Genomic DNA, 20,153 nt, shown 5'->3' with positions numbered 1-20,153 from the left:
AAATTATTCGCCACAAATATAATGTATTCGGATAGATTAAAAAGAAATTGGTTTTGATATTGTAGGATCTTTTCTGGTTACAGAATTGAAGAAATTATTTTGGCCGAGCTTGATATCTAATTACATCCACCTGTTCCATTGTAATGATACTTCCTCCACCCGATTTTTCAATCAACAATTCAAGAATGTGCAAAAAACCACTTAGCTTTTTTTCTGTATCAACTATTTCAACAATAATAGGCAAGTCATTTGATAAAGTAAATATTTTTGAAGAATGTATTCGTGAACTTGCTCCGTAGGACATAATGCCACGATGAACTGTTACTCCGGCCAAACCGTATTTTTTTGCTCCATAAACAATGGCTTCATATAGTGGCCTTTGGTAAACCCGATCAGCCTCTCCAACAAATACACGAAGTAATTTGGCTTTGCCTGTGAGTTTCATACTTTTTAGTATTTAAAATAATTTATGACATTGCATGCCCAAGTATACTGCGAGAAATCCAAGAAAAACACTTCCTCCTACATAGAATGAAAGATACAAAAATCCACTATCTTTTAAAAGATTGATTTGGTCGAAGGCAAAAGATGAAAAAGTAGTAAAACCACCACAAAACCCTACCGCCATAAACATTCTCATATCTGAACCCATTAAATTATTACGCTCGGCTAATGAGTAAATAAGTCCAATTAAAAAGCAGCCGAGAATATTTACCATCATGGTGCCAATTGGAAAAAGAGTATCGAAAATGCGATGTAGTCCTTGCCCAAGTATAAGTCGAGAAACACTGCCCAAAAACCCACCTATTCCTACCAATAAAATTGTACGAAGCATGTATTAGTATTTAAGAATGAAGAATAATCGATAATATACAATGAGAATAAAGATACTAATCTTGTTCAATAAAAACAGCACATAAAAAAAATGGCTACCCAAATTGGATAGCCATTTTTTTCGGAAACTGATTTCCTTATACATTAAACCTGAAATGCATGATGTCTCCATCCTGAACAACATATTCTTTTCCTTCTACATTCATTTTACCTGCTTCTTTGCAAGCTGCTTCGGAACCTAAATTCGAAAAGTCTTCAAACTTAATTACTTCAGCTCGAATAAATCCTTTTTCAAAATCGGTATGAATTACTCCTGCAGCCTGAGGTGCTCTTGCTCCTTTAGGATAAGTCCAGGAGCGAACTTCTTTTACACCTGCTGTGAAATAAGTCTCTAGTTCAAGCAAACGAAATGCTGCTTTTATTAATTTGTTTACACCTGGTTCCGAAAGACCTAAGTCTTCCAAGAACATTTGCTTTTCTTCATAACTCTCCAACTCAGCAATATCAGCCTCAATGCCCGCTCCTACAATAATAACTTCAGCATTTTCATCTTTCACAGCCTCACGTACAGCATCAACATATTTGTTTCCTTCTTTTACTGATGCTTCATCGACATTACAAACGTAAAGAATTGGCTTAGTTGTTAACAAATGCAGATCAGTTGTCACCTTTTCATCCGCTTCACTTAATTCTATTACACGAGCTGATTTTCCTTGCTCTAAAGCTTCTTTATATCTTTCTAACACTTCAACTAATCGCTTAGCTTCAGGATTTTTACCAATTTTAGCCAATTTTGCAGCTTTTTGCAATCTAGCTTCAACAGTTTCCAAATCTTTCAATTGCAATTCAATATCGATTGTTTCCTTATCTCTAATTGGATCTACAGAACCATCAACATGAACTATATTATCGTTCTCAAAACAACGTAAAACATGAATTATGGCATTGGTTTCACGTATATTTGAAAGAAACTTATTTCCTAAGCCTTCTCCTTTACTTGCACCTTTCACCAATCCGGCAATGTCAACAATTTCCATTACTGAAGGTTGAACTCTTTGCGGATTTACCAATTCGCTTAAGCGAATTAAACGTTCATCAGGTATAGTAATTACTCCTACATTTGGTTCGATGGTACAAAAAGGAAAATTTGCCGATTGTGCTTTTGCATTCGACAGACAATTAAATAAGGTAGATTTCCCAACATTTGGTAATCCAACAATTCCACACTGTAAAGCCATGCTTATTTATGTATTATATGATTTGCGACTATTCAATTTTTAAAAATCTGTGCAAAAGTACATTTAAATTTTCGATGTGCCAATTTTAAGATTTTATCTCCTAAATAAATGTTAATGAATACTGATTAGTAAAGCTCTACTAATAATTTCACTATCTTAAAGAAAAGGGAATTTTTGCTATGAATACAAAATTCACAATACTTATTCTTATTGTATTCCTCCTGTTTCTAAAATTAGGGCAGGCTCAGAAATCAACATTCTCTACTTTTCGGAACATCGACAAATACGTAAAGAGAACACCTGACAGCATAGCAAACCACATTATTTCACTTTCCGATTATTTACTTTCTACAGCCAAAAATGATGAAGAAAAAATTCGCGCCTTTTATATGTGGATCATCCATAACATTGAATACAAAGATCAGATGGAATTGCGATACGACCCTAACCTACTATTCTATATGGGATCAAATAACTGTTCATCGCCTGTTTGTGTTTTGAAAAAGAGAAAAGCCGTTTGTGAAGGTTTTTCAAATTTATTTCAATTTTTCTGCTCTTATGCTGGTTTCGATTCTTACGCAATTAGTGGGTATATCTCTAAAGATAGAATACTACAAAACCGTGCAACTCACTCATGGAATCTCGTGAAAATAAATAATAATTGGTATTTTTTCGATTTAAGTTGGGCCTATGCTATTCTTCATCATTCTGGAATTAGAAGTAAAGCTAACGAATATTTCATGCTTAGTCCTGAAGAATTTATTATGAGTCATTTCCCAATTATCCCAATGTGGCAATTTTTGGAAAACCCAATCTCACTAGCTCAATTTAATGCTGGCGATGAAGAAATTAAAAAACATTTGAACAATGCTCCTAAAACCTATGTTTATCTGGATAGTTTGCTGCAATTCAATCAACTATCTAGGGCAGAACAATACTTAAAAACAGCTCGGGAAATTCACAAAACCAACCCAAATAACAAGTTTAATCTTGCCATTGAATATTACCGATACGCCAGAACAATAAAAAACTCTGATGGAAAAAACGATTCCTTGCAGAATAGTAATTTGCTAAAAGCTCAGGAAAAAATAAAATTAGCAATTAGCTTACTAGAAAATGCCACTGATATTTCTTCAAAAATTATGCTTTTAAGGATTCAGGATGATTTGCATCAAGTTAACAAGCAAATAAACAAAAGCAATAAAGAGCCGATACAAAACCACTAATTTAGTTCAAGACATCTTTTAAATTGCATTCTTTAAAATCTTCAGGAATCATAAACACTGAATCCTTATTTCTTTTTTTAATGAGATTTTCTACTCTTGTTTCGGTAATAACTCCATTCCGATACATATTTATTTTCATAGGGAAACCATTTTTTACAATTTCCATAAAAGAGCCTAAATGATAATATAGTTTAGACTCTGAATGAAGAAAATAACTACGCATAAAATCCTGATAAAGCTCTAGATTTAATTCGTAATTCACGTAATGTTTTAAATTATCCGAAATCCAAACCTCTTCAACCAATTCATCATCCTCTTTTATTTCAAATCTTCTGGAAGCGTAACCAGCGATAGAAATAAAATCAGGAGTTTTATAAATCTTCGCCTCTATAATTTCATCCTCTTTTCCAACTATTGTTGCTGACTTATTTTTAGGATGATATTTATATTTTTCTGGAAGATCTTGTTGAAAAATACTGCTTTTTGCCGAATAAATCGAATTTGCTCCCAAACGATGCAAAATTAAAGCTTTATCGAACTCTTTGCTCTTTCCCTTCCAAAATATTTTTTGCTCATTATCCAAAATACACAGCTGATCTTCAAGAAAAATCAGTGATATGTCTTCCGTAACAATTTTTAATTTATCCTTCTGAAAGTAAAAAACATTTCTCGACTGATTCTCATTTTTTGAAATACGGATTTCAACAACTAATCCATCGGAAGCCGGCAAAACTAGAAATATGATCAGCACAAAAACAATTGCATAAAGTAGATGTTGAAGCGATTTTCTCATAAAATAATGTCCAAAAATTCTGCGTTATGATTCAAAAATACAAATAAGTGTTAATTAAACGAAAATTATAAGAAGTATCGATTTTAAATCTTTAACACAATACTTATATTTACTATCAAATTAAACAACTCCCATATCTTGAAATCATACATAAACTACCTCTGCATTTTATTTGCCTTACTCTTGAGCTCTAAATTAAGTATTGCTCAAGAAACACAAGCAAAAAATGAGAAAACCCGAATCCTCTTTATTTTCGATGCCTCGCAAAGTATGAATGGTTACTGGGAAGAATCAAAAAAAATCGACATTGCCAGAAAGTTTCTGATTCGTATGATTGACAGCTTAGAATGTGAACAAAATGTCGAAATGGCACTCAGAGTCTATGGTCACCAAAGTGTTGTTCCACCGCAAGATTGTAACGATACAAAATTGGAAGTTCCATTTAAACAAGGAAATGCAGGTGAAATACGACAAACTTTACGCTATCTTAGTCCGAAGGGCACCACTCCCATTGCTCATTCTTTAGAATTAGCTGGCAACGATTTTCCGGAAGTAAACAGCGAAACCCGAAATGTAATTATTCTAATTACCGATGGCGTTGAAGCTTGCGATGGCGATCCGTGTGCCGTATCCTCACAATTGCAGAAAAAAGGAATTTTCTTGAAACCATTTATCATTGGAATTGGTTTAGATGTTAATTTTAAGAGCAGCTTCGATTGTATTGGAAATTATATAGAAGTGGAAAAGGAAGAACGCTTTGGAGGAACTTTAGAATATGTAATTTCTCAGGTTCTAAACAAAACATCAGCTCAGGTTAATTTAATTGACACCAATGGTTTTCCCTCAGAAACAGATGTACCAATGACTTTCTACAATTCAGTTTCAGGCATGGTAAGGTATCAATTTATGCATACGTTAAATGCAAAAGGAAATCCCGACACTCTATTTATTGATCCCTTACTTAGCTACGATATCACCATACATACTCTTCCTGAAATACATCGCGACAGCATAAAAATCATAGGTGGCAAGCACAACTTAATAGGATTTGATGCCGCTCAAGGAGTTTTAGAAATTGAATCTCCAAGAACCACCCTTTACAAAGATTTAAAAGTGCTTGTGAAGAAAAACAATAAAACAATTACCGTCCAAGCTCTTAATCAACCAACAAAATTTCTAACTGGAAAATACGATTTAGAAGTTTTAAGTCTTCCTCGCATTCTAATTCCCGAGGTAAAAATTGATCAAAGTAAAACCACAATCATCACAATTCCACAACCCGGATTAGCAACCATTTTTAAACCTACAAATGGACCGTGTAGCTTATTCATACAAAAAGGAAATAAATTAGAATGGATCTATAACATTCCAGAAAGAACCTTACGAGAAACCTTAACTCTTCAGCCTGGAACCTATCATTTACTGTATAGAAACAAAAATGCTTACCTATCTCAAAGCTCTAGAAAAGCAAGTTTTATTATTACATCCGGAAAATCAATCCCTGTTCGATTGTGATCATGTTGATTTACAATATTCTAAATAAATTATTTTTTTACTTTTTAAGGCTAATTAGAAGTGTTTAAATAATGCTAGAATGCATTTTTGTATATCTTTGCATGCATTAATAAAACCTTACCAAGTTTTTATCATCTAAAATCTCATTTTTCAAAATGGATCTAAAAAAAATGAACAACCAAGTGGATCTAAACGTAACCGACAAGGCATCGAATAATGTTCGAATTCTTTCGGCTGCTATGGTAGAAAAGGCAAAATCAGGACACCCAGGTGGTGCCATGGGTGGAGCCGATTTTATTAACGTTCTTTATTCAGAATTTTTAAATTTTGACCCTAGCGACATGAACTGGATTAATCGCGATCGATTCTTCCTTGACCCAGGTCACATGTCTCCAATGTTGTATTCTATTCTTTCCTTAACAGGAAAATATACAATGGAAGAGCTTTCCAATTTCAGACAATGGGGAAGTCCAACTCCTGGTCACCCCGAAGTTGATGTTACAAGAGGTGTTGAAAATACTTCTGGTCCTTTAGGACAAGGTCATACAATGGCGGTAGGTGCTGCAATCGCTGAGCGTTTTTTAGCGGCTCGTTTTGGCGATTGGATGACACACAAAATTTACACTTTCATTTCTGATGGTGGAATTCAGGAAGAAATTGCTCAGGGAGCAGGTCGAATTGCAGGTACTTTAGGACTTAGCAATTTAATCATGTTCTACGATTCTAATAATATCCAACTATCAACGAAAGTTGAAGAAGTTACTGTGGAAAATACGGCTAAAAAGTACGAAGCATGGAACTGGAATGTTATTACGATTAACGGAAACGACGCCAATGCAATTCGCAAAGCTTTAACTGCTGCCAACAAAGAAACAGAACGCCCAACACTTATTATTGGTGAAACTCTAATGGGTAAAGGTGCGATGACTGCAGAAGGCGAAAGCTTCGAAAACATGGTTTCTACTCACGGACAACCATTAGGAGCTGCTGGCGCATCATTGGCTAAAACAATTGAAAACCTAGGTGGAAATCCAGAAGAACCTTTCCAAATTTTCCCGGAGGTAAAAGAATATTACGCTGAAGTATTAAAGAAAAAACAAGAATTTGCTGCTGCTAAAAAAGCCGAACAAGCCGAATGGACAAAAGCAAATCCTGAACTTGCTGCGAAACTGGAAAAATTCTTTAGCGGCAAAGCTCCTGAAATTGATTACGAAGCAATCGTTCAAAAATCAGGTGTTGCTACAAGAGCTGCTTCTGCTGCTGTTCTTTCAGAATTGGCACTTAAAGTGGAAAACATGATTGTTTCTTCTGCCGATTTAAGTAATTCTGACAAAACAGATGGTTTCTTGAAAAACACTAAAGCTCTGGCTAAAGGTGATTTCTCAGGAGCTTTTCTTCAGGCTGGTGTTGCTGAATTAACAATGGCTTCAATTTGTAACGGTATCGCTCTTCATGGTGGTGTTACTGCTGCTTGTGGAACTTTCTTTGTATTCTCTGATTACATGAAACCAGCGGTTCGTTTATCAGCTTTAATGCAGGTTCCTGTAAAATATATCTGGACTCACGATGCATTCCGCGTGGGAGAAGATGGACCCACTCACCAGCCTATTGAGCAAGAAGCTCAAATTCGTTTGCTGGAGCAATTGAAAAATCACTCGGGTCAGATGAGTTTATTAGCTCTTCGCCCTGCTGATGCTGACGAAGCAACTGTAGCATGGAAAATGGCTATGGAGAACACAAGTACTCCAACAGCTTTAATCCTATCCCGTCAGAACATTACAGAACTTCCTTCAAAAGAAAATCGTTACCAGGAAGCTCTTCAGGCTGAAAAAGGTGCTTACATTGTTGAGAAACCTGAATCGACTCCTGACATTGTTCTTTTAGCAAGTGGCTCGGAAGTAGCTACTCTAGTAGAAGGTGCTAAAATTTTACGTACCGAAAAGAACATGAATGTACAGGTTGTATCTGTTCCTTCTGAGGGATTATTCAGAACCCAATCGGCAGAATACCAAAACGAAGTAATTCCTGCTGGAGTTCCCGTTCTTGGATTAACTGCTGGCTTACCAGTAACCCTTTTGGGCTTAGTTGGTCCTTTAGGCAAATCTGTAGGTTTGGATCATTTTGGTTACTCAGCTCCTGCTAATGTTTTAGATCAGAAATTTGGTTATACTCCAGAAAATGTGGTTAAAGAAGTTGAAGCATTGCTGCAAAAATAGAAAGTACAACAATAAAAAAATCCGGAATCTTTTACGATTCCGGATTTTTTTGTGCCGACAATTAAACCTTTTGCAAATAAAGCAGTCTTACTTATCGCATGACAAATGTGAAATAACTATTTTTAAATCATCACTTGAATGCAAATTAATGAACAACAAATCTGACGAAGAAATATTAGAACTTTTTCACAATAAGAAAACGCAAAGTGAGGCTTTTTCTTTACTGGTTAAAAAATATCAGGAGAGACTGTATTGGCAGATCAGAAAAATTGTTCTTTTACACGATGACTCTGATGATATTTTGCAGAATACTTTTGTAAAAATATGGAAAGGACTGCATAATTTTAGATCCGATTCCCAACTTTTTACCTGGATGTTCCGAATCGCTACCAACGAATCGCTAACCTTTCTAAAAGAGAAGAAAAAAAAACATTTAGGCTATTCTAATGGCGAGCTTGAAGATCTGCTTTTAGCAAATTTAGAAGCCGATCCCTATTTTGACGGCGATAAAGCACAAATGGAACTTCAAAAAGCAATTCTTCAGCTACCTGAAAAACAACGGTTGGTATTTACAATGAAATATTTCGACGATTTAAAATACAGTGAAATATCTGAAATTCTAGAAACCTCGGTAGGTGCACTAAAAGCTTCTTACCATCTTGCTGTAAAAAAAATTGAAACAATTCTGAAACTAGATGAAGTGTAAATTAAACCTATTCCAATTATTAGAGTCTAAACACTACAATAAACATGAATAATCTGCAAAATATGAAAAACGATCTGCCATTTAAAGTACCTGAAGATTACTTTGAAAACCTAAGTGATCGGGTGCAGGAGAAAATTAAAATTGAGGAAAATCCGAATCAAAGAATTTTGCAAGTACTAAAACCATACCTATGGATGGCTGCAAGTGTAGTTGCAATTGTTTTTGTTGCCAAAATTGTACTAATAAACTCTGTTCCTTCGGAATATAAACTTCAACAAATTTCACAAACAGAAAGCGTTAGTGCTGATACAGGAATCATTAACACCAGTCTAGATGAGTTGAATTGGTTCTCAGATGAAACACCTGATGCAACCTCTGATGAATTAATAGAATATCTTTCTGATTTTGACTTGGATTCAGAATCATTATTAGCAAACCTATAACGCAGCATATGAATCGAATATTAATCATATTATCTCTTGTTTATGCATGCAGTACAGCAAGTATTGCTCAAGGTAAAGGACACGGAGAAAATAGCGAAATGAGAGAACGCATCGAAGCGCAAAAAATTTCTTTTATAACTCAACAGTTAGATTTGAGCCCTGAAGAAGCTCAATTATTTTGGCCAGTATATAATGAATTGGAAAAAAAGAAGAAAGAAAATCGCTATCAGTCCAAAGTTCTTTTTAAAAAACTACGCAATAATGGAGAACAATTATCTGACACCGAAATGGGAACAATAAGTGATCAACTGATTGAACTTAAAGTGCAAGAAGCGAATCTCCAGAAAGAATATCATTTTAAATATAAAAAGATACTTCCCGCCCATAAAATACTCACACTTTATCATGCCGAAAAACAATTCCAAGGAATTCTTTTACGACAAATTAAAGAAAGAGGAGGACATCAACACGGAAAAGAAAACTAAACAAAAATGGCTGTCAATAAGGAATCGACAGCCATTTTTAATGTATTTAAAGAAAAGCATCTAAGCTAATTTTTCAATCAGCTGTTCTGGAGTCAGTTTTTCCTGTTCTCCACTTTCCATATTCTTAAGACTAAGAACACCTTCCTCAATTTCCGATTCTCCCACCAAAATTACGTATGGAATATTTTTATTGTTGGCATAGGTCATCTGTTTCTTCATTTTGGCAGAACCTGGATATATTTCTGCATTAATCCCTTTGGCTCTTAACTTAGCCAATACGGGCAAACAAAAAGCTTCCTCTTTCTCACCAAAGTTGATAAATAATACTTTAGTTGTAATGCCAGTATTAGAAGGAAATTTGTTCATTTGCTCTAATACATCGTAAATACGATCGGCTCCAAAAGAAATTCCAACACCCGAAACATCTTTTAATCCAAAAATTCCTGTTAAATCATCATAACGTCCACCACCAGTGATGCTACCAAACTCCATATCCTTCGATTTTACTTCAAAAATGGCTCCAGTATAGTAATTCAATCCTCTTGCTAAGGTCAAATCAAGCTCAACATCGGTTTTTACATCCAGTTTCGACAAGTAATTGAAAACTATTTCTAATTCTTCAATTCCTTTCATCCCGATTTCCGAAGTAGCAAGCAGATCTTTTAACTTAGCTAATTTTTCGGCATTGGTTCCTGACAACAAAATGATTGGTTGTAATATATCAATAGCTTCTTGAGGAATTCCCTTTTCCACCAATTCTATGTTTACATTCTCCAATCCAATTTTATCCAATTTATCAATGGCTACGGTAATGTCAATAATCTTTTCAGCCTCACCAATAATTTCAGCAATTCCAGCTAAAATTTTCCGATTGTTTAATTTCACCACCACATTTAGTTGCAAGCGTTGGTATACCTGATCGACAATCTGAATTAATTCTACCTCGTTTAAAAGAGAATTGCTCCCAATTACATCAACATCGCATTGAAAAAATTCGCGATATCGCCCTTTTTGAGGTCTATCTGCTCTCCAAACAGGTTGAATTTGATATCTCTTAAACGGAAAATCTATTTCGTTACGGTGCTGTACAACGTAGCGAGCAAAAGGTACAGTCAAATCATACCTTAACCCTTTTTCGGATATTTTTGTGGTTAACTTTACAGAATTCTTTTCACGAATCTGATCTTCATTAATCTTTGATAGAAAATCCCCTGAATTCAGTACTTTGAACAATAGTTTATCACCTTCTTCTCCATATTTTCCCATAAGAGTAGAAAGATTTTCCATTGATGGTGTTTCGATTGGCATGAAACCATACAATTGAAACACTTCTTTTATGGTATCAAAAATATAGTTTCTCTTTACCATTTCAACAGGAGAGAAATCTCTTGTTCCTTTAGGAATAGACGGTTTTTGAGCCATTTGATGTATATATTTTGGTTATTTTAATTTCGAGCTACAAAATTATCAATTTATTTGATAGATACCGCAGCATTCTGGCAGCTTATGAGCTTAAAAACTACGATTTAACTATGTTCTTTTACTTCTTCGAATGATATTGGCGAAAAAATCGAGAAGCATTCCAATAATAAACAGGTAGTACCACAGCTTTAATTCTAGAACTAGCAGAAGAAATATCGAAATAAGAAATAAAACATTTACAGATAATTTTAAATAATCAAAAATCCTCCAATCCTTTAAACTTTTGTAGAACAGAAATTTTATTTGGACAAAGGAGTACAATAGAATCCCAACAGCAAAAAGCACGTTACCATAAGATAAATGCGCCAACAATCTTATCCCTCCAACAACAGTAAAGACAAGCCCGATATAATAGATTGTCTTATAAATAGAAAAAGATTTCATTTTTAACACTTAAAATTTAATACTCGAAAGCTACTAATTATCTTACTTATAGTTATTACAGTAATTTGAATCAAGCTAACAACAAAAAACAAGGGAAGAAATCCGAATGAGCTTCTTCCCTTATGCCATTTAATCGGCCTTTAATTTTTTATACCTAATTCGTTTTGGTCCTTCATCTCCCATTCTCTTTTTACGGTTGATTTCGTAATCAGAATATCCACCTTCAAAAAATTGTACGTGAGAATCGCCTTCAAAAGCCAAAATATGAGTCGCAATACGATCAAGAAACCATCTATCATGAGAAATCACAACAGCACAACCAGCGAAATTCTCCAATCCTTCTTCTAAAGCTCGAAGTGTATTCACGTCAATATCATTGGTAGGTTCATCAAGCAACAAAACATTGGCTTCCTCTTTTAAAGTAAGAGCAAGGTGCAAGCGGTTCCTTTCTCCTCCCGACAACACACCACATTTTTTTTCCTGATCGGCTCCGTTGAAATTAAAACGTCCTACGTATGCTCTGGCATTTATGGTTCTTCCACCTACATTTATTAGATCACCTCCACCAGAAATAACTTCATAAACTGACTTTTCAGGATCAATTCCTGCGTGTTGCTGATCTACGTATCCGACTTTTACAGTTTCTCCTACTTCAAAGCTTCCCTTATCGGGTTTTTCCAAGCCCATAATCATACGAAAAAGCGTGGTTTTACCAGCCCCATTTGGACCAATTACTCCAACAATTCCTGCAGGTGGTAATTCAAACTCCAAATCATCGAACAGCAATTTTGTTCCGAATGCTTTTGTTACCGCCTGTGCTTGAATTACCTTATTTCCCAAACGAGGTCCATTAGGAATGAAAATTTCTAATTTTTCTTCCTTTTCTTTTAATTCCTCATTCATCATACTATCGTAAGCACTCAAACGAGCCTTACTTTTTGCCTGACGAGCTTTTGGTGCCATTCGCACCCATTCCAATTCTCGTTCCAATGTTTTGCGTCTCTTACTAGCCGTTTTTTCCTCCATCTGCATACGTTTGGTTTTCTGATCTAACCAAGCGCTGTAATTACCTTTCCATGGAATTCCTTCTCCTCTATCCAACTCGAGAATCCAACCAGCCACATTATCCAGAAAATATCTATCGTGAGTAATGCTTATTACCGTTCCTTTATATTGTGATAAATGCTGCTCTAACCACTCCACTGATTCTGCATCAAGGTGGTTGGTAGGCTCATCCAAAAGTAAAATATCAGGTTCCTGCAGTAGTAAACGACAAAGAGCCACACGTCTTCTTTCTCCTCCCGAACAATTTTTGATTAATGCATCTCCCTCAGGGCAACGCAATGCATCCATAGCACGCTCCAGCTTCGTGTCAAGATTCCAAGCATCAAAATGATCAATTTTTTCCTGAAGTTCAGCTTGTTCATCCATAATAGCCTGCATCTTATCTGCATCCTCGAGAACTTCAGGATCTGCAAATTTAAGATTTACCGCCTCGTACGCAGTCAGCAAATCAACAATTTCCTGAACTCCTTCTTCCACAATTTGTTTTACAGTTTTACTATCATCCAAGATAGGTTCCTGAGCCAAATAGCCGATATTATGCTCTTTCGACCAAACAACATGCCCATCATACGAACTTTCCAAGCCCGCAATAATTTTCAAAAGAGTGGATTTACCCGAACCATTCAGTCCAATAATTCCAATTTTCGCTCCATAAAAAAAAGAAAGGTTGATATTATTCAATACTTTTTTTTGTGATGAAAAGGTCTTACTCACCCGATCCATCGAAAAAATAATTTTCTTATCGTCTGCCATATTTTGTGTTTATGTAATATCTACAAATATTAAGTGTAAAAATAAACAATTAGATTTGATAACTTCTAAATTTCATTTTCGTACACGAATTAATTTTCACAATACTATTTCACCTATTTTCACATAATAGTATGAAATTAAACTTTTGTGTTTTTTAATTTGAGTAAAATCGCTATTTTTAGCAGTAAATATCGGCGAAATTATGGAGAAAACAGTAAATAACAAACTTTCAGGATTACTTGAGGAAATTGGCATAGAAACAAAGAAAAAAATATATTGGGAAGAAACCATTGATTCTTCAGTGGTGGTAAAAACCCACCCAAACAAAAGAAATATTCCCGTTAACGAAGCTAAAATTCTTTTAGTTGAGGATCAACCAAGTAATCGAAAAACAATTGAAGTTTACTTAAAACAAAAAATTGCAACAGTTGACATAGCGGAAAATGGTAAGCAAGCCGTTGAACTTTTCCAGAAAAAACAGTACGATATTGTATTAATGGATTTACAAATGCCAATTATGGGAGGAATAGAAGCCTCATTGCGCATTCGTAAAATTGAAGAAGATCGAGATTTCTCCGTTCCAATTATTGCATTTACAGCTAATTTTTATTCCGACGATAAAGAAATATCAATTGAAGTTGGCATGGACGCTTATCTTTCAAAACCTTTCGAATGCAAAACTCTTTACAAACTCATACAGGAGTACATATAGAAAGCATCTAACTCCAAAGCCAATCAAAAAATACAAAATTAAAATAAATCACAGCTTTCATGCTGTGATTTGTTTTTTACAATCACCAATTCCAAGAATAAACCTCACCCAACATTATTTCCGATTCTTTTTCAAAGAATACAGCCTTTTTGGCTAGATCTTAACAATAGAATTTTAATCTGTTCGTAATACATTTATCTGCGTTTATCCAATAAACAATCCGATTAGTCCGTAAGAAGTAGCCTCTTATAAACAAACTATTTTAGTGATCTTTCTAATGAATTAACTTTAAATTATCATCTAAAGGCTCCAGTTTAGGAAGCATTAAATGAATAATCCCAAGAATCACCAAATAAAGCATTCCTGCAACTAAGAACATCCAAAAATAGAAGGAATTCCCATTAGCATCCAATCCTGTTCCCATGGCGAAATCCACTATCATTCCTGCTACAGCTCCAACCATTCCGCCAATTCCAACAACGGAAGCAACAGCCTTTTTAGGCATCACATCCGAAACAAGAGTAAAAAGGTTGGCCGACCATGCTTGATGTCCGCCAGAAGCCAAAGCAATTAAACATACAGCAATCCATACATTATCAGTTAAAGCCGCAAAAGCAACTGGTGCAATACACAACGCGCAAATAAGCAAAGATATTTTTCGTGCGGCATTTAAACTCCAACCTTTTCGAATAAAAATTTTAGATAAATAACCTCCTCCGATACTTCCGAAATCGGCTACTAAATAGATAACAACCAAAGCACCTCCTAACTCTTTAATATTAGTGAGTCCAAATTGTTGTTTAAAAAAAATACCACTCCAAAACATAAAAAAGAACCAAACAGCATCGGTGATTTTACCAATTGCAAAAGCCCAGGTTTGTCGCAAAGGAAATACACTCGACCAAGGTAATTTTTCACTTTTCTTTGTTTTATCAGCTTTACTATCCAAAAGAATATAGTCTAATTCTTCCTTTGTTACCTTAGGATGTTCCTCTGGTCGCTTGTATATTTTTAACCACAAAGCCACCCATACCGCACTAAAAAAACCTGTTACAAGAAATGCAAATTGCCAATTATCTCCATTTGATGCAACAACCAGAGGAATGAGTGCAGGAGCTAAAACAGCACCCACATTCGATCCAGCATTAAAAATACCGGTTGCAAAAGCTCTATCTTGTTTAGGAAACCATTCAGCTACGGTTTTAACTGCTGCAGGAAAATTTCCAGCTTCACCCAGGCCCAGACCAAATCGAGCTCCAATAAAACCAACTAGAGCAAATGCAGGACGAACTGCAGCGTGTAGTACCCCAAAGAAACTCCAAATAGCAATGGCAGTAGTATAACCGATGCGAGTTCCAAAACGATCAATAATTCCACCCATTGTTAACATACCAATAGCATACGCAGCCTTAAATGACATGTTTATGTATCCAAAATCAGTATTGGTCCAATGAAATTTGTCCATCAAAGTAGGGCCCAACACACCCATTACACTACGATCCATGTAATTGATAGTAGTGGCAAAAAATAACATTGCTAAAATTCGATATCGATAATTCCCCATTGGTTTTTTAGTACTAATTGCATTCATTTCAGTCATTTTAAAAGATAATACCTTTACGATTTTAGTTAGTTAATGCTATTTATTATTTGGTGCTCTTTTTTCATAGCTTTAGAATTGAAACAATATTCTTCTCATTTATGCAGTGACTATCCATAGTATGTTCAAACTTTCTTTCTGATTTCTTAAAGAATTTGTATTCAATTTAAGATTTCATTTACGCACTTCTCATCGGGTAAATTTTCAATAGCTATGCACACAAAGAAAGCAAATGCTTTCCACTTGTGCAATCGATTGTCTATTTTTATTCTACCTCACACATAGATTGCACAATGGTATGATTTAATGGATATCGTATCATCCTACTTTATTGACTCCTGTACTCTTTACATAATCGATTTAAATAATGCAATCGATTTCTCAGTTCTAAAAAATAAGAAGAAATAGTTCGAATCCACAGAAAGAAATCAGATCATATGAATGCTCGTTGTATTCCATAAAAAAAGCCCGTCTCTTACGAGACGGGCTTTCATATAATTAAGTAGGCTTCTTAGCAACCAAAAATTGCATTATCACCTAATTCCTCTTCAATACGAAGCAACTGATTGTATTTAGCCATACGATCAGAACGACTCAAAGAACCAGTTTTGATCTGACCAGCATTAGTAGCTACAGCGATATCAGCAATGGTAGCATCTTCAGTTTCACCAGAACGGTGAGAAGTTACTGAAGTATAACCAGCGCGATGTGCCATTTCAATAGCATTCAAAGTCTCAGTTAATGTACCAATTTGATTTACTTTAATCAAAATTGAGTTAGCTGCTTTTAACTCGATACCTTTTGCAAGGTAATCAGTGTTTGTAACGAACAAATCATCACCAACTAACTGACATTTATCTCCAATTAAGGCGTTCAAAGCAACCCATCCGTCCCAGTCTCCTTCGTCCATACCATCTTCGATAGAATCGATAGGGTATTTAGAGATCAATTCAGCAAGGTAAGCAGCTTGTTCATCAGCATTACGTTTAGCACCTGTTGCACCTTCAAACTTAGTATAATCGTAAATACCATCAGCATAAAATTCAGAAGCAGCACAATCAAGTCCAATAGCCACTTGTCCACCTTCAGACTTACGACCTGGTTTGTAACCAGCTAATTCGATTGCTTTGATAATAGACTCAAGAGCATCTTCAGTACCATCAAGAGCTGGAGCAAATCCTCCTTCATCACCTACTGCTGTAGATAAATTTCTGTCGTGAAGAACTTTTTTAAGGCTGTGGAAAATTTCAGCACCCATTCTTAATGCTTCGCGGAAAGTTGGAGCTCCAACAGGACGAATCATGAATTCTTGGAACGCAATAGGAGCATCAGAATGAGAACCACCGTTAATGATGTTCATCATTGGTACAGGAAGTACATTAGCATTAGCACCACCGATATAACGGTACAATGACAATTCTGAATATTCAGCAGCAGCTTTAGCAACAGCTAAAGATACACCTAACATTGCATTAGCACCTAATTTCGATTTTGTTTTAGTACCGTCAAGAGCAATCATAGCCTTGTCAATAGCCACTTGGTTAGTAGCATCCATGCCGATTAAAGCAGGAGCGATAACGTTATTCACGTTTTCAACTGCTTTTAATACTCCTTTTCCTAAATAACGTGATTTATCACCATCGCGAAGTTCTAAAGCTTCGTTTTCACCTGTAGAAGCTCCAGAAGGAACACCAGCACGTCCCATATAACCACTTACAAGTGTAACTTCAACTTCAACAGTAGGATTTCCACGTGAATCAAGAATCTCACGACCATGAATCTTTACAATTTCTGACATAACTAAATGTATTATTGTTATTTATAAAAGATAATATTTTAAACTTCAACTCTAAAGATTAGCAATTTAAGCAATATTTTTCATTTAATAAATACGCAATCGTTGCAAAAATATATAGAGCATTAAAAAAGGGATAAAGCCAAACTTTATCCCTTTTATATATTAAAAGGAAAATTATTTATCTTCCTTTTTTGTTACCTCCTCGGTAGCATCAGTTGCCTCTTCAGCTTTTACCTCTGTTGCTACATCTGCTTTTTTAGCACCACCACGTTTTCTACGTGTTGATTTTTTAACTGCAGATTTCTTTTCACTAGTATAAGTTTCGTTGAAATCAACCAATTCTACGATACACATTTCTGCGTTATCCCCTAAACGATTACCAGTTTTTAAAATTCTGGTATAGCCACCGTTACGGTTAGTAATTTTTGGTGATACTTCTCTAAACAACTCTGTAACGGCTTCTTTTTGTTTTAAATATCCAAAAACAATACGTCTTGAGTGAGTAGAATCAACTTTACTTTTTGAAATTAAAGGCTCAACATACATTTTTAAAGCTTTAGCTTTAGCAGTGGTAGTTGAGATTCGTTTATGCAAAATCAAAGAAGAAGCCATATTTGAAAGCATTGCTTTTCTATGAGCTGTTTTTCTTCCTAAATGATTAAATTTCTTTCTATGTCTCATTTTCCCTTATTCCTTATCTAATTTATACTTAGAAATATCCATACCGAAAGTAAGATTTAAGGAGACCAATAGATCATCCAGTTCGGTTAAAGATTTCTTACCAAAGTTTCTAAATTTCAGAAGGTCATTTCTGTTGAACTGTACTAAATCACCTAAAGTGTCAACATCTGCAGCTTTCAAACAATTCAAAGCTCGAACTGAAAGATCCATATCTACCAGTTTGGTTTTCAAAAGTTGACGCATGTGCAATACTTCTTCATCAAACTCTTCATTTGCGAATTTCTCATCAGAATCCAAAGTGATTTTTTCATCTGAAAATAGCATGAAGTGATAAATAAGAATTTTTGCTGCTTCTTTTAAAGCATCTTTTGGGTGAATAGAACCATCAGTTGTAATGTCAAAAACTAATTTTTCGTAGTCAGTTTTTTGCTCAACACGATAGTTTTCGACAGCATATTTAACATTCTTGATTGGTGTAAAAATTGAATCGATCGGAATCACTCCAAACTCTACATCCACAGGTTTGTTCTCAACAGAAGGTACATAACCACGACCTTTGTTAATAGCTAAATCCATTTGCAACTTGGCTGAGCTGTCCATTTTGCAAATTACAAGCTCTGGATTCAACACTTCGAAACCGGTTAGAAACTTGTTAATATCGCCAGCTGTAAAAGTATCCTGATCTGATATACTTACTGTTACCAACTCATTGTCTACCTCTTCAACTTTTTGTTTAAACCGAACTTGCTTCAGGTTCAAGATCATCTCAGTAACATCTTCGATTACTCCTGGTATTGTTGAAAATTCATGATCAACACCCTGAATCTTGATAGTCGTAATGGCAAATCCTTCTAGAGAAGAAAGTAAGATTCTTCTTAAGGCATTACCAATTGTTATACCATATCCAGGCTCTAATGGACGAAATTCGAATTGACCGAATTTACTGTCTGCGTCGAGCATGATAACTTTGTCCGGTTTCTGGAAAGCTAAAATTGCCATAAATTACTGATTAACTATTTATTACTTAGAATACAATTCAACGATTAACTGTTCCTTGATGTTTTCAGGAATTTCAGTTCTTTCTGGTATATTAAGGAACTTACCACTAAGAGAGGTTTGATCCCATTCCAACCATGATGATTGGTTATATCTAGCAGTAGATAAAGAATCGCTAATAACTTCTAGAGATTTCGATTTTTCACGAATTCCAATGATATCCCCAGCTTTTACTGCATATGAAGGAATATTACAAACTTGTCCGTTTACAGTTACGTGCTTATGGCTAACCAACTGACGAGCAGCTGATCTTGTTGGAGCTACACCTAATCTGAAAACAACGTTATCTAAACGACATTCCAAAAGTTGTAATAAAACCTCACCAGTAATACCTTTACTTCTCGCGGCCTTTTCAAATAAGTTTGAGAATTGTTTCTCCAATACACCATATGTGTATTTTGCTTTTTGCTTTTCTTTTAACTGAACACCATATTCAGACATTTTTTTTCTTCTACGGCTGTTACCGTGCTGCCCTGGAGGGTAGTTTTTATTTTCAAATGCCTTATCCGGTCCAAAAATTGCTTCACCAAATTTACGAGCAATTCTACTCTTTGGTCCAATATATCTAGCCATTACTTCTTAAATTTAAATTTTTCTAATAATAGAAACTTTGCTTTCAGTTTTGAATTATAAAAGTGCCGCGTTTTTAGAGAGGATATCAATAAAACTAATTCAAAATCTTACTTTGCATTTTTTATTAAACTCTACGTCTCTTAGGAGGACGACATCCGTTGTGTGGTAGTGGGGTAACATCTACGATTTCCGCAATGTCAATTCCACATGAATTGATCGCACGAATAGCCGATTCACGACCATTTCCAGGACCTTTAACATATACCTTTACTTTTCTTAACCCTAGATCGTGAGCAACTTTTCCACAATCTGATGCAGCTTGTTGGGCAGCATATGGAGTATTCTTTTTAGAACCTCTGAAACCCATTTTACCAGCTGAAGACCAAGAAATAACTTGCCCTGTGCTATTGGTCAATGAAATGATAATATTGTTAAAAGATGAATGGATATGCGCCTGTCCTACAGGTTCAATTTTTACTACCCTCTTTTTAACTGATACTGACTTTTTTGCCATAACTTAACAATTATTTAGTCGCTTTTTTCTTGTTAGCAACTGTTTTTCTCTTACCTTTTCTAGTACGTGAGTTGTTTTT

19 protein-coding genes are annotated in these 20,153 nt (G+C 35.1%); 7 read left to right on the top strand and 12 right to left on the bottom strand.

The features are described 5' to 3' along the window. Nucleotides 1-94: 94 nt before the first annotated feature. The 3 genes from ABYT26_RS01490 to ychF form a co-directional block, all read right to left on the bottom strand. Complete coding sequence (locus tag ABYT26_RS01490) at nucleotides 95-445, bottom strand: DUF190 domain-containing protein (protein WP_372751113.1); 351 nt, start codon at nucleotides 443-445, stop codon at nucleotides 95-97. A 12-nt stretch (nucleotides 446-457) separates the two neighbouring features. Then, nucleotides 458-835, bottom strand: a complete 378-nt coding sequence (crcB, locus tag ABYT26_RS01485) for a fluoride efflux transporter CrcB (RefSeq protein ID WP_372751112.1) — start codon at nucleotides 833-835, stop codon at nucleotides 458-460. Between the two features lie 136 nt (nucleotides 836-971). After that, on the bottom strand, nucleotides 972-2,072 hold the full coding sequence (ychF, locus tag ABYT26_RS01480; protein ID WP_372751111.1) for a redox-regulated ATPase YchF: 1,101 nt from the start codon (nucleotides 2,070-2,072) through the stop codon (nucleotides 972-974). Between the two features lie 179 nt (nucleotides 2,073-2,251). On the opposite strand from ychF, the gene ABYT26_RS01475 reads away from it, so the two are divergent. Beyond that, on the top strand, nucleotides 2,252-3,298 hold the full coding sequence (locus ABYT26_RS01475; protein ID WP_372751110.1) for a transglutaminase domain-containing protein: 1,047 nt from the start codon (nucleotides 2,252-2,254) through the stop codon (nucleotides 3,296-3,298). A gap of 1 nt (nucleotide 3,299) precedes the next feature. Here the strand turns inward: ABYT26_RS01475 and ABYT26_RS01470 are convergent, their stop codons facing one another. Continuing rightward, nucleotides 3,300-4,091: a DUF4412 domain-containing protein gene (locus ABYT26_RS01470; RefSeq protein ID WP_372751109.1), complete on the bottom strand. Its 792-nt coding sequence runs from the start codon at nucleotides 4,089-4,091 to the stop codon at nucleotides 3,300-3,302. 138 nt (nucleotides 4,092-4,229) lie between these two features. Here ABYT26_RS01470 and ABYT26_RS01465 point away from each other — a divergent pair, with 138 nt between their 5' ends. The 5 genes from ABYT26_RS01465 to ABYT26_RS01445 all read left to right on the top strand — a co-directional run bounded on the left by ABYT26_RS01465 (nucleotide 4,230) and on the right by ABYT26_RS01445 (nucleotide 9,456). Further along, nucleotides 4,230-5,606, top strand: coding sequence for a VWA domain-containing protein (locus tag ABYT26_RS01465; RefSeq protein WP_372751108.1), 1,377 nt, complete (start codon nucleotides 4,230-4,232; stop codon nucleotides 5,604-5,606). 155 nt (nucleotides 5,607-5,761) lie between these two features. Further along, nucleotides 5,762-7,822, top strand: a complete 2,061-nt coding sequence (locus tag ABYT26_RS01460; RefSeq protein ID WP_372751107.1) for a transketolase family protein — start codon at nucleotides 5,762-5,764, stop codon at nucleotides 7,820-7,822. 148 nt (nucleotides 7,823-7,970) lie between these two features. Beyond that, nucleotides 7,971-8,528, top strand: a complete 558-nt coding sequence (locus tag ABYT26_RS01455; protein ID WP_372751106.1) for an RNA polymerase sigma factor — start codon at nucleotides 7,971-7,973, stop codon at nucleotides 8,526-8,528. A 44-nt stretch (nucleotides 8,529-8,572) separates the two neighbouring features. Then, nucleotides 8,573-8,971 (top strand): hypothetical protein, encoded by a 399-nt coding sequence (locus ABYT26_RS01450; RefSeq protein ID WP_372751105.1) that lies wholly within the window; start codon nucleotides 8,573-8,575, stop codon nucleotides 8,969-8,971. Nucleotides 8,972-8,979: 8 nt separating this feature from the next. Next, nucleotides 8,980-9,456 carry a hypothetical protein gene (locus ABYT26_RS01445; RefSeq protein WP_372751104.1) on the top strand — a complete coding sequence of 159 codons (477 nt, stop codon included), beginning with the start codon at nucleotides 8,980-8,982 and terminating at the stop codon, nucleotides 9,454-9,456. A gap of 60 nt (nucleotides 9,457-9,516) precedes the next feature. On the opposite strand, the gene hisS is transcribed toward ABYT26_RS01445, so the two are convergent. Both hisS and ettA read right to left on the bottom strand, forming a co-directional pair. Next, nucleotides 9,517-10,878 (bottom strand): histidine--tRNA ligase, encoded by a 1,362-nt coding sequence (gene hisS, locus ABYT26_RS01440; protein ID WP_372751103.1) that lies wholly within the window; start codon nucleotides 10,876-10,878, stop codon nucleotides 9,517-9,519. 573 nt (nucleotides 10,879-11,451) lie between these two features. Further along, entirely contained in the window at nucleotides 11,452-13,140 is a 1,689-nt protein-coding gene (gene ettA, locus ABYT26_RS01435) for an energy-dependent translational throttle protein EttA (protein WP_372751102.1), read from the bottom strand. Nucleotides 13,141-13,342: 202 nt separating this feature from the next. On the opposite strand from ettA, the gene ABYT26_RS01430 reads away from it, so the two are divergent. Further along, nucleotides 13,343-13,852, top strand: a complete 510-nt coding sequence (locus ABYT26_RS01430; protein ID WP_372751101.1) for a response regulator — start codon at nucleotides 13,343-13,345, stop codon at nucleotides 13,850-13,852. Between the two features lie 274 nt (nucleotides 13,853-14,126). Here ABYT26_RS01430 and ABYT26_RS01425 read toward each other — a convergent pair whose 3' ends face one another. The 6 genes from ABYT26_RS01425 to rpsK all read right to left on the bottom strand — a co-directional run bounded on the left by ABYT26_RS01425 (nucleotide 14,127) and on the right by rpsK (nucleotide 20,074). Continuing rightward, the gene (locus ABYT26_RS01425) at nucleotides 14,127-15,443 is read right to left on the bottom strand and encodes an MFS transporter (RefSeq protein ID WP_372751100.1); all 1,317 of its coding nucleotides are present in this window, start codon (nucleotides 15,441-15,443) and stop codon (nucleotides 14,127-14,129) included. A gap of 520 nt (nucleotides 15,444-15,963) precedes the next feature. Then, the gene (gene eno / locus ABYT26_RS01420) at nucleotides 15,964-17,250 is read right to left on the bottom strand and encodes a phosphopyruvate hydratase (protein ID WP_372751099.1); all 1,287 of its coding nucleotides are present in this window, start codon (nucleotides 17,248-17,250) and stop codon (nucleotides 15,964-15,966) included. 174 nt (nucleotides 17,251-17,424) lie between these two features. Beyond that, nucleotides 17,425-17,931 carry a 50S ribosomal protein L17 gene (gene rplQ, locus ABYT26_RS01415; RefSeq protein WP_372751098.1) on the bottom strand — a complete coding sequence of 169 codons (507 nt, stop codon included), beginning with the start codon at nucleotides 17,929-17,931 and terminating at the stop codon, nucleotides 17,425-17,427. 6 nt (nucleotides 17,932-17,937) lie between these two features. Next, on the bottom strand, nucleotides 17,938-18,930 hold the full coding sequence (locus ABYT26_RS01410) for a DNA-directed RNA polymerase subunit alpha (protein WP_372751097.1): 993 nt from the start codon (nucleotides 18,928-18,930) through the stop codon (nucleotides 17,938-17,940). 21 nt (nucleotides 18,931-18,951) lie between these two features. Next, the gene (gene rpsD / locus ABYT26_RS01405) at nucleotides 18,952-19,560 is read right to left on the bottom strand and encodes a 30S ribosomal protein S4 (RefSeq protein WP_372751096.1); all 609 of its coding nucleotides are present in this window, start codon (nucleotides 19,558-19,560) and stop codon (nucleotides 18,952-18,954) included. 124 nt (nucleotides 19,561-19,684) lie between these two features. After that, entirely contained in the window at nucleotides 19,685-20,074 is a 390-nt protein-coding gene (gene rpsK, locus ABYT26_RS01400) for a 30S ribosomal protein S11 (protein ID WP_372751095.1), read from the bottom strand. Between the last annotated feature and the right edge of the window lie 79 nt (nucleotides 20,075-20,153).

Source organism: Labilibaculum sp., assembly GCF_041595635.1.
GTDB lineage: Bacteria > Bacteroidota > Bacteroidia > Bacteroidales > Marinifilaceae > Labilibaculum.
Note: the sequence above shows the minus strand (reverse complement) of the source record. Positions and strands in the feature narration are given on the sequence as shown.

Excerpts from the sequence above, each read along its gene's own strand:
- ABYT26_RS01445 (WP_372751104.1), top strand. The coding sequence starts at position 8,980 with ATGAATCGAATATTAATCATATTATCTCTTGTTTATGCATGCAGTACA.
- rpsK (WP_372751095.1), bottom strand. The coding sequence starts at position 20,074 with ATGGCAAAAAAGTCAGTATCAGTTAAAAAGAGGGTAGTAAAAATTGAA.
- rpsD (WP_372751096.1), bottom strand. The coding sequence starts at position 19,560 with ATGGCTAGATATATTGGACCAAAGAGTAGAATTGCTCGTAAATTTGGT.
- ABYT26_RS01450 (WP_372751105.1), top strand. The coding sequence starts at position 8,573 with ATGAATAATCTGCAAAATATGAAAAACGATCTGCCATTTAAAGTACCT.
- ABYT26_RS01430 (WP_372751101.1), top strand. The coding sequence starts at position 13,343 with ATGGAGAAAACAGTAAATAACAAACTTTCAGGATTACTTGAGGAAATT.
- hisS (WP_372751103.1), bottom strand. The coding sequence starts at position 10,878 with ATGGCTCAAAAACCGTCTATTCCTAAAGGAACAAGAGATTTCTCTCCT.
- rplQ (WP_372751098.1), bottom strand. The coding sequence starts at position 17,931 with ATGAGACATAGAAAGAAATTTAATCATTTAGGAAGAAAAACAGCTCAT.
- ettA (WP_372751102.1), bottom strand. The coding sequence starts at position 13,140 with ATGGCAGACGATAAGAAAATTATTTTTTCGATGGATCGGGTGAGTAAG.
- ABYT26_RS01475 (WP_372751110.1), top strand. The coding sequence starts at position 2,252 with ATGAATACAAAATTCACAATACTTATTCTTATTGTATTCCTCCTGTTT.
- ABYT26_RS01490 (WP_372751113.1), bottom strand. The coding sequence starts at position 445 with ATGAAACTCACAGGCAAAGCCAAATTACTTCGTGTATTTGTTGGAGAG.
- crcB (WP_372751112.1), bottom strand. The coding sequence starts at position 835 with ATGCTTCGTACAATTTTATTGGTAGGAATAGGTGGGTTTTTGGGCAGT.
- ychF (WP_372751111.1), bottom strand. The coding sequence starts at position 2,072 with ATGGCTTTACAGTGTGGAATTGTTGGATTACCAAATGTTGGGAAATCT.
- ABYT26_RS01460 (WP_372751107.1), top strand. The coding sequence starts at position 5,762 with ATGGATCTAAAAAAAATGAACAACCAAGTGGATCTAAACGTAACCGAC.
- ABYT26_RS01410 (WP_372751097.1), bottom strand. The coding sequence starts at position 18,930 with ATGGCAATTTTAGCTTTCCAGAAACCGGACAAAGTTATCATGCTCGAC.
- eno (WP_372751099.1), bottom strand. The coding sequence starts at position 17,250 with ATGTCAGAAATTGTAAAGATTCATGGTCGTGAGATTCTTGATTCACGT.
- ABYT26_RS01425 (WP_372751100.1), bottom strand. The coding sequence starts at position 15,443 with ATGAATGCAATTAGTACTAAAAAACCAATGGGGAATTATCGATATCGA.
- ABYT26_RS01455 (WP_372751106.1), top strand. The coding sequence starts at position 7,971 with ATGAACAACAAATCTGACGAAGAAATATTAGAACTTTTTCACAATAAG.
- ABYT26_RS01470 (WP_372751109.1), bottom strand. The coding sequence starts at position 4,091 with ATGAGAAAATCGCTTCAACATCTACTTTATGCAATTGTTTTTGTGCTG.